Origin of the sequence: Enterobacter cloacae complex sp. GF14B, from assembly GCF_004136805.1 — a bacterium.
Lineage (GTDB): Bacteria > Pseudomonadota > Gammaproteobacteria > Enterobacterales > Enterobacteriaceae > Enterobacter > Enterobacter hormaechei_C.
This window is the reverse complement of record NZ_QFRV01000118.1, coordinates 1-8101: the sequence shown is the minus strand read 5'-3', so window position 1 is coordinate 8101 and position 8101 is coordinate 1. Positions and strand designations below refer to the sequence as shown.

The following is an 8101-nucleotide window of genomic DNA, read 5'->3' as shown; positions in this document are numbered from 1 at the left end:
CTGCGACGAGCGAGCCTGGCGAGCAGGCAACGCGATAGCGCGTCGCCACGTAGCCAAACGCCTGCGCCCACTGCTCTAGCGCCTGATCCGTCATGTTTTCACCCTGCGGGATATCGCGTTGCTTCATGGCTGGATCTCCACGGTCTGGATGGTGCGGTTTTCAAGATCGAACGCGTGACGCAGGCGCCCGGTGTTGTACAGACAGTTGAGCTGAAGCTGATGCAGCTGTCCGGCGGTTTGCTGTTGGGTAAAGCGCGCCTGATACACCTCCTGCTCGGCGTTGAGCACGTCGAGCAGCGGGCGGGAACCAAGATCGAGATACTGCTGCTGATACAGCTCGCGGGTGCGGGCGCTGAGCGCTTCCTGACGGCCCTGGATCTGAAGCGTGCTCATCAGGCTCATCACCTGGCTGCGCGCTTCCAGCAGTTTTTGCCGCACCTCAAGACGGGTGCGCTGGATGGTGGACTGGGCGGATTCCACCGCGTGTCCGGCGGCGTTACGCCGGGCGGTGAGGCCGCCACCCTGATAGAGCGGCATTTGCACTTTAACCCACGCGGAGTACTGGGTGCGGTCCCGCGTTTCGTTGCCCGCGTAGCGGTCGTTCAGGTAGTGACGAACTTCCGGCTCCAGAGAAACGGTAGGGGTCATTTGCGCGTTGGCATAATCGAGATTTGCCTGCGCGACGTTGGCCTGCGCCCAGGCCGCTAATACCGAGGGCACCAGACGATCGTCCGGCTCGGCGATGTCGCAGCTGCGGGCCAGGCTTTGCGGAAAGTCATTGCTGACCGCGTTCAGGCTATCCCAGCCCAGCAAGCTCATCAGCGTGGCGCGCGAGCTGTCGAGGCTCGCCTGATACTGCATCAGCTGCGCACGCGCCCCTTCGATACGGGCATCGGTCTGCACCACGTCAGAGAGTGACGTTGCGCCTTCATCATTACGTTGTTTCGTCAGGGTGCCGATGGAGGACAGGGCATCCAGCTGTTCTTTGGCGGTCTCGACCATCTGCTGCCAGGTCTGCACCTGCACCATGGCGATGGCGGTATCGTGGGCGATGGTGTCGATGCTCACCAGCACGTTGGCCTGCTGCTGGGCGACGCCCGCGTTTTCGGCGCGCACCTGGCTTGCGACTTTGCCGAAGTCGTACAGCATTTGCGAAAGAGAAAGCACCAGCGAGGGGGTAAAGCCATTATCGTCGCCGTCGTGGCTATAGCCGTTATCCATGCCAGCGTTAATTTGCGGATAATATTTCGATTTAGCGACGTCCACATTTTCGCTCTGCTGATAAAGTTTGCCGACGGCTTCACTGATAGCCGGATGCCAGGTCACGGCGCGGTTAACCGCTTCATTCAGCTGTAGCGTGCCGGGGGCGGCTTTGCTGGCTACGGGCGCCACGCGGCCATTTAAAGAGGGGAGTTCCTGCGTTTCGCTTAATTGTCCGGTATTAATCATCGCCGCAGGGTTTGCCGCGATAGCGGGCACAGATATCAGGCAGCACGAGAGCCACCAGTAAGGCATCTTCTTTCCCATGTCTTGTCCCTAATAAAAAAAGTACTGCTTTTTTGTTTATGCCCGGGCGCTGCGCGCGCCCGGGTCATTTCTTGCAGGTGCTATCAGGTAATGATGTGTTGCTGGTTTACAAGCTCGTCGTAGGTGGTCTGAACATTGTCCAGCGTAACGAGTGTAGATTTAGTGTAGGCGGCTCCCGTGCCGTCACGGTCGATGGAGATCACAGTATTGTTACCGCTTTGTGAAACAGAGACATAGTTCCCCAGCGTCGACGCGCTACCGTTCCACCCCACCAGCAGATCGCCAATGTCGATCTTGTCTCCCTGCGTGAGGGAGAAGTTCGTCCAGTGGTCGCCCGTGCTGTTACCTGCGGTGGCGTTACCCGCCGTGTTGTTCAACACCTGATAAATCAACGTGTCGCCGTAGGCCGTACCGCTAATCACATCGTTATGCTCCGAACTGACAAATTTCGGCGCCATGTCAATGGTCAGCGACGCGGTATCTTTAACACCGTTGGCATCGGTCAGTGTGTAGTTAAAGACCTCCTTGCTGGTAATGGTAGAGAGCGAAATACCCGGGTTGAGGGTGTAGGTGTAACTGCCGTCAGCGGCAATCGCCAGCGTCCCGTAGTGGCCCGTGATGTTTGACATCGTGCTGCCGGTGTACGGATCCAGCGTAGTGGTAACGCCGTCGTAGCCGGTAATGCTCACGCGGGTATCAACCGAGTGGAGCTGGTCCATCGCCCCTGCGGAGTCGGTGCCGTCGAAGATATTGCCGTCAACGGTGTGGGTACCCGTCGCGTCGAACTGCGACAGCGAGTAGCTGGTGCCGGTCACGCTTGGGGTGATGGTGATATTTCCTACCCCCAATGGCCCCATTTTGCCCGTATAGCTCAGCGTATAGGTTCCCGCCTCCAGATCGAGACCCGTCAGGTTGATGGTCGCCGTGCCGCCCAGCAGTAACCCACCGTTAAACGAGCCGGTTCTGACGGTGGTTGCGCCGTTGGACAGCGTCCAGTCCACCGTTAACCCGGTAAGCGTCAGCAGCGAGGCGACGTTAAACGACAGAACCACGTTATGCAGCGCGGTATTAGGATCCACCACGAAGGTCCCGCTCCCGCTGCCCTGGGTTGAGGCAAGCAGCGCAGCGTTCCAGCTCGCCGACCCGACCGTCGTATCGGAATAGGCGGCCGTATGGTGAACCGACGTGACGTCCATCGCGGTGCTGACATCGTTTACCGCATCCATTGGGCGCGCGGTTGGGGTGATGTTCAACGATGCCGTGTCTTTCGAGCCGTCAGGCGCGGTGATGGTGTAAACGAAGGTATCCGGCGTGCTGATATGGTCCGCGCCGACCCCGCTGTTCAGGGTGTAGGTGTACTCTCCGGCCGCGTTGATCCGCAGCGTACCGTACTCGCCGGTGATCTCCGTCAGACCGCTGCTGTTCACCGCCACGCCGTTAACGTCGGAGACTACGGTACCCGCTGGCGCAATATCATCCGCCAGCACATCGCCGGTGGTGCTCTCGCTCACGCTTGCCACGCTGTAGACATGATCCTGCAAGACGTTCAGCGTGTAGGCCGTCAGCGCGGTGATCCCCGCCGCCGTATTGAGCAGGAACAGGTACTCACCGGCGGGCAGATTCAGCGTCAGCTGCGGGGAGGTGCCGCCCAGCAGCGGCGCGCGCAGCCAGCCGGGTTCAACGCGCATCTGCTCGAAGGTCTGCGTCGCATTGTTGAACTTATAGATGTAAAGGTCGAACACCGAGGCCAGCGCGACGCCGCCCACGGACGCCTGAACGGTCATGGTACGGGTGGTGCCTTCTTCCACGTTATAGATGATCGGGTTGGCCAGATCGTCCAGCAGGTTCAGCCCCAGCGTATTGCCAAGGTTGATCCCCACCAGGGTAAAGCCGCCCTGCGACGAGGTGCCGTTGTTGATCGCCTCCACGGTGGTATCGAAGGTCAGCGAGGCGGTATCGTCCACGGCCACGATACCGCTGCTGCTGGTGCCTTCGCCCAGCGACAGCACCAGATTTGCCGAGGCGCTGGTGCCGTTGTGGGTGATGGTGTAGGTAAAGTTCTCCGTGCGGCCAATGACGGCGGCGCTGGTGTTGGTCAGGTTATAGGTATAGCTGCCGTCCAGGTTGATGGTCAGCGTGCCGTACTGCCCCTGAATCACTGTGCCGTCAGCCGTAACGCTGGTGGTGGTGCCCTGGGCGTTGGTGACCGCAGTGACGGTGGTGCCCGCCGGGGCGTTGTCGCTGCCTGCGGTTGGATCCACGTCGGTGATGACGTTACCGACAATGTTGGTTTCGCCGGACACGGTGCCTGCGCTGGTCTCTTTCACCGCCACATCGAGGCTGGTGTAAGAACCGGTTGCCAGCAGGTTAGTGTTGTAGCTCAGGACGCGATACTGACCATCCGCCAGACCGGTCAGGTTCAGCGACACCCCCGTCGCGCCGAGGGTCAGCAGGTCAGCGAACTGCGGCTGTCCGGTATCGACCACGGTGGTCCAGGTGTTGTTGGCGGCGTCAAAGCGCTGTACCACCAGCTCAAGGGTATTGAGCAGGGAAAGAACGGCACCCGTGGCGTTGGCGTTCACGGCAATATCCGCACTGCCGCCGTTGCCGACGGTGAAACCTACCTGCGCGGTGTCGTTGCCGAGCAGCGTCAGCACGTTACCTACGGCACCCACCAGCAGGAAACCATAGTCGCTGTACTGCGAGTTGGTCACCGTTGCGGTGGTCGTCAGCGCCAGCTCTTCAACGTTGGTGCTGGCAGAGAGCGGCACCACCGGCGCAAGGGCTGAGCCGGGCAGCGAGACGTTCCCTGCCGCATCGGTGGCGGTGATTTGCAGCGTCTGGCCTTCCGTCTGTTTATTGAGGAAGGTGTAGCTCCAGGATCCGTTGCTGTCTGCCGTGGCGGTGACCGTTGAATTGTCCGCCAGACGGATGGTGACGGTGCTGCCCGCTTCGGCGCTACCGGTCAGTACGCTGCCGTCTGCGTTGAAGGTCCCGGTTGGAGCCGTTGGCGCAGTGAGATCGACAATGACGGTGGTCGACGTGGAAATCGGGCTGGTGCCCGAGCCGTTGCTCGCCGTGGCGGTGAAGGCATGTGGCCCTTCGCTCAGCACCGGCGTGGTGAAGCTCCAGTTGCCGCTGGCATTCGCGGTGACCGTGCCCATCAGCACCCCGTTGTTATAGAGGGTGATGGTCGCGTTCGGCTGCGCCGTGCCGCTCAGGGTTGGCGTGGTGTCATCGGTGGTTTTCCCGTTGGTCAGGTTGCCCGTCACTGTGCCGACGTTATCGTCGATGTTAGCGATAACCGGCGCGTTCGGGATCGTGGTGATCGGGGCAATCACGGAGGTGGTGATACCCGCGTTACCGGCCTTATCGGTAGCAAAGACAATCAGTGACTCCCCGCCGGTCTGTGGAGGGGTGAGGGTGGCGCTGAAGTTTCCGCTGCCGTCCGCAACGGCTGTGCCAAGCACGGTTCCGGTGCTGCTGGTGATGGTGACGGTACTTCCCGCTTCCGCCGTACCGGTAACCTGCGTCCCGTTGGTGATCACCGCCAGCCCGGTTGGGGCTGCTGGCGGCGTCAGGTCAACATTGATCGTGATAATCGGCGATGGCGCGCTGGTATTGCCCGCGGCATCGGTGGCGGTGGCGGTGAAGCTATGCGCGCCTTCGATCAGCGTGGTGCTGGTTTGCGGCAGCGTCCAGTTGCCGTTGGCATCGGCAGTGACGGTTCCCACCAGCGTCGTGCCGTCGTAAATACGTACGGTGGCATTGGCTTCCGCCGTACCGTTTAAGGTCGGACGGGTGTCGTTGGTTGGGTTGGTGCCGGTGACAGGGCCGGTGACGGTTCCCACATCATCCACAATCGAGGTGATTGCCGGTGCGACAGGGGCGGTGGCATCCACATTGATGGTGTAACCCCCGGTCTGTGCGCTGGCGTTGCCCACGGCGTCGGTGGCGGAGAAGGTCAGATTATGCGGCCCGTCAGCCAGCGGGGTGGACGGCGTAAAGCTCCACGCGCCGCCGGTGGCGACCGCGGTGCCAATCTGTACCCCATTGTCGTAGATGGTTACCGTCGCGCCGGCTTCTGCCGTACCGGTGAGCGTTGGTCGTGCATCGTTGGTTAACCCGCCGTTGGCGACAGGCGTCGCAGCATTACCGACGTCGTCGGTGACACTGGTCAGCACCGGTAGGGCTGGCGGCGTGGTGTCAATGATCAGGCTGAAGTCGGCGGACGGCGCGCCGGTGTTACCCGCCTGATCCGTTGCTTCTGCGGTAAAGGTGTGTGACCCGGTGCCCAGCGGCACGGTGATATCGACGGTCCAGTTGCCGTTAGCATCGGCAGTACCGGTGCCCACCAGCGTAGTGCCCTCGTAGATATTCACGGTGGCCAGCGGCTCGCTGGTCCCCACCAGCCGCGGGAGAGGATCGTTCGTGGTCTGGCCGGAGCCAATCGCCCCGGTGATGGTGCCAACATCGTCTATCGCCTGGGTGATAACCGGCGCGGCAGGCACAGTTGTATCCACAACCAGCGTAAAGCCCGGTGAGGCAGGACTGATGTTGCCCGCGGCATCGGTTGCCGTGGCGGTCCAGGTGTGGCTGCCGTTTGCCAGCGTGCCGGTAGTAAAGCTCCATACGCCGTTGGCATCAGCCACGGCGGTGCCCACCGGCTGACCATTCTCATAGATGGTGATGGTCGCGTTGGCTGCCGCGGTGCCGTTCAGCGTTGGCGTGGTGTCGTCTGTGCTTTGTCCCGAGGCGACCGGGCCCAGCACGGGACCGGCATTGTCGGTGGCAGGGGTAAAGACCGGTGCTTCGGGCACCGACGTATCCACCGTCAGGTTGAACGGTGGCGAGGTGACACCGGTATTGCCTGCGGCATCGGTGGCGTTAAAGGTAATGGTATGCGGCCCTTCACCCAGCGCGGTGGTCGGCGTGAAGGTCCAGTTACCCTGGGCGTTGACGACCGCCGTGCCGATTTCCACATCATCGACAATAACGTGCACCGTTGCGCCCACTTCCCCCGTACCGTTGAAGGTTGGACGGGTGTCGTTGGTGGAACCGTTGCTGGCGATGATTCCCGTTCCCGGGCTGACATCGTCTAGCACCGTGGTGACCACCGGGGCCGCAGGGCCAGTGGTATCCACCGTAAAGGCGAACACTGGCGAATTGGCGGAGACGTTTCCAACATCATCGCTGGCGTTTACGCGCAGGTTATACGTCCCGTCCGTCAGGACCGGATCCGGCGTAAAGGTCCAGTTACCGTTGCCGTCGACCGTAGTGGTACCAATCTCCACGCCGTTATTCAGAACGTGAATAGTGGTGCCCGCCTGGCCGGTGCCGCTCAGGGTTGGCGTGGTGTCATTGGTCACCTGCCCGGCGGTAAGCGGGCCGGTTACACCACCCGGGGCGTTGTCGCTGACCGTAACGATCGTCGGCACCTGTGGCGCAGTAAGATCGATTTCGACGCTCCAGGCGTTGGACGGCTGGCTGACGTTGCCCTGCGGATCCGTGGCTCTGACGGTAAAGTCATGCGTCCCTTCGCCGAGGGCGGTTTCAGGAGTAAATGTCCAGACGCCGGTACCGTCTGCTGCCACGGTACCAATCTGCGTGGTGCCATCAAAAATGGCGACGACGCTGTTCGGCTCAGCGGTACCGGTCAGGGTTGGCGTGGTGTCGTTGGTTGGATCGCCGCTTGGAACAGGCGTTGCCGCATTGCCTGCGTTATCCGTCACGCTGGTAATCACCGGCGTGGTGGAGACGGTGTCGACCACAATGGTGATCCCGGCCGACGGGGTGCTCTCATTGCCTGCCGGATCGGTGGCGGTCACGGTCAGGGTGTGGCTGCCGTCGTCCAGCGCAGGCGGCGTGTAGCTCCAGGTGCCAGTCGGACCGACAATAACGGTGCCCAGCGGGTCGCCGTCATCGTACACCGTAATGGTGTCCCCGGCCGTGCCTGTCCCGGTCAGGGTAGGACGGTTATCGTTGGTGCTCTGCCCGTCGGCGATTGGCCCGGTGATCGGACCTACGTCATCGGTCACCGCACCGATGGCTGGCGCTGTCGGGGTGGTAAGGTCGACGGTGACGGTCGCGACAGGCGACTGCCCGCTGGTCGCGCCGGTGGTAGTGTTTGTAGCGGTCACGGCGAAGGTGTGTGGCCCTTCCGTCAGCGGCAACAGAGGCGTGTAGCTCCAGTTGCCGTTTGCATCCGCAACAACGTTGGTCAGCGGAACCAGCACCCCATCCTGATAAATGGCGATCACGCTGCCCGGATCGGCGGTGCCGGTAAGGGTAGGCGTGGTGTCATTGGTGGTTTTATCTTTCACGTCGCCAGTGACAGGATCGACGTCATCGTTGATCGCCGTAATCACCGGCACCGCAGGCAGCTCGAGCGGAGAGTCCGGCACGTCAAAGGTGGTTGACGGGCTGGCATTGCCTGCGGGGTCCGTGGCGATCAGCGTCAGCGTCGCGGCATCCAACTGGGCCGGGGAGAGGGCAATGGAGAAGGAGCCTCCCGTCGCGACCCCGGTCCCGATGATATTGCCGTTGGCGTCACGAACCGTCACCGTGGTTCCGT

The 8101-nt window shown here is 61.9% G+C and carries 2 protein-coding genes; both read right to left on the bottom strand.

Annotated features, from left to right (window positions below; genetic code table 11):
• Window positions 1-123: 123 nt before the first annotated feature.
• Window positions 124-1527 (bottom strand): TolC family outer membrane protein, encoded by a 1404-nt coding sequence (locus tag DD606_RS22810; protein ID WP_023295304.1) that lies wholly within the window; start codon window positions 1525-1527, stop codon window positions 124-126.
• 83 nt (window positions 1528-1610) lie between these two features.
• Window positions 1611-8101, bottom strand: a 6491-nt coding sequence (locus DD606_RS22805; RefSeq protein ID WP_129259195.1) for a BapA/Bap/LapF family large adhesin, incomplete at its 5' end; no start/stop codon positions are given.

Excerpts from the sequence above, each read along its gene's own strand:
- DD606_RS22810 (WP_023295304.1), bottom strand. The coding sequence starts at position 1,527 with ATGGGAAAGAAGATGCCTTACTGGTGGCTCTCGTGCTGCCTGATATCT.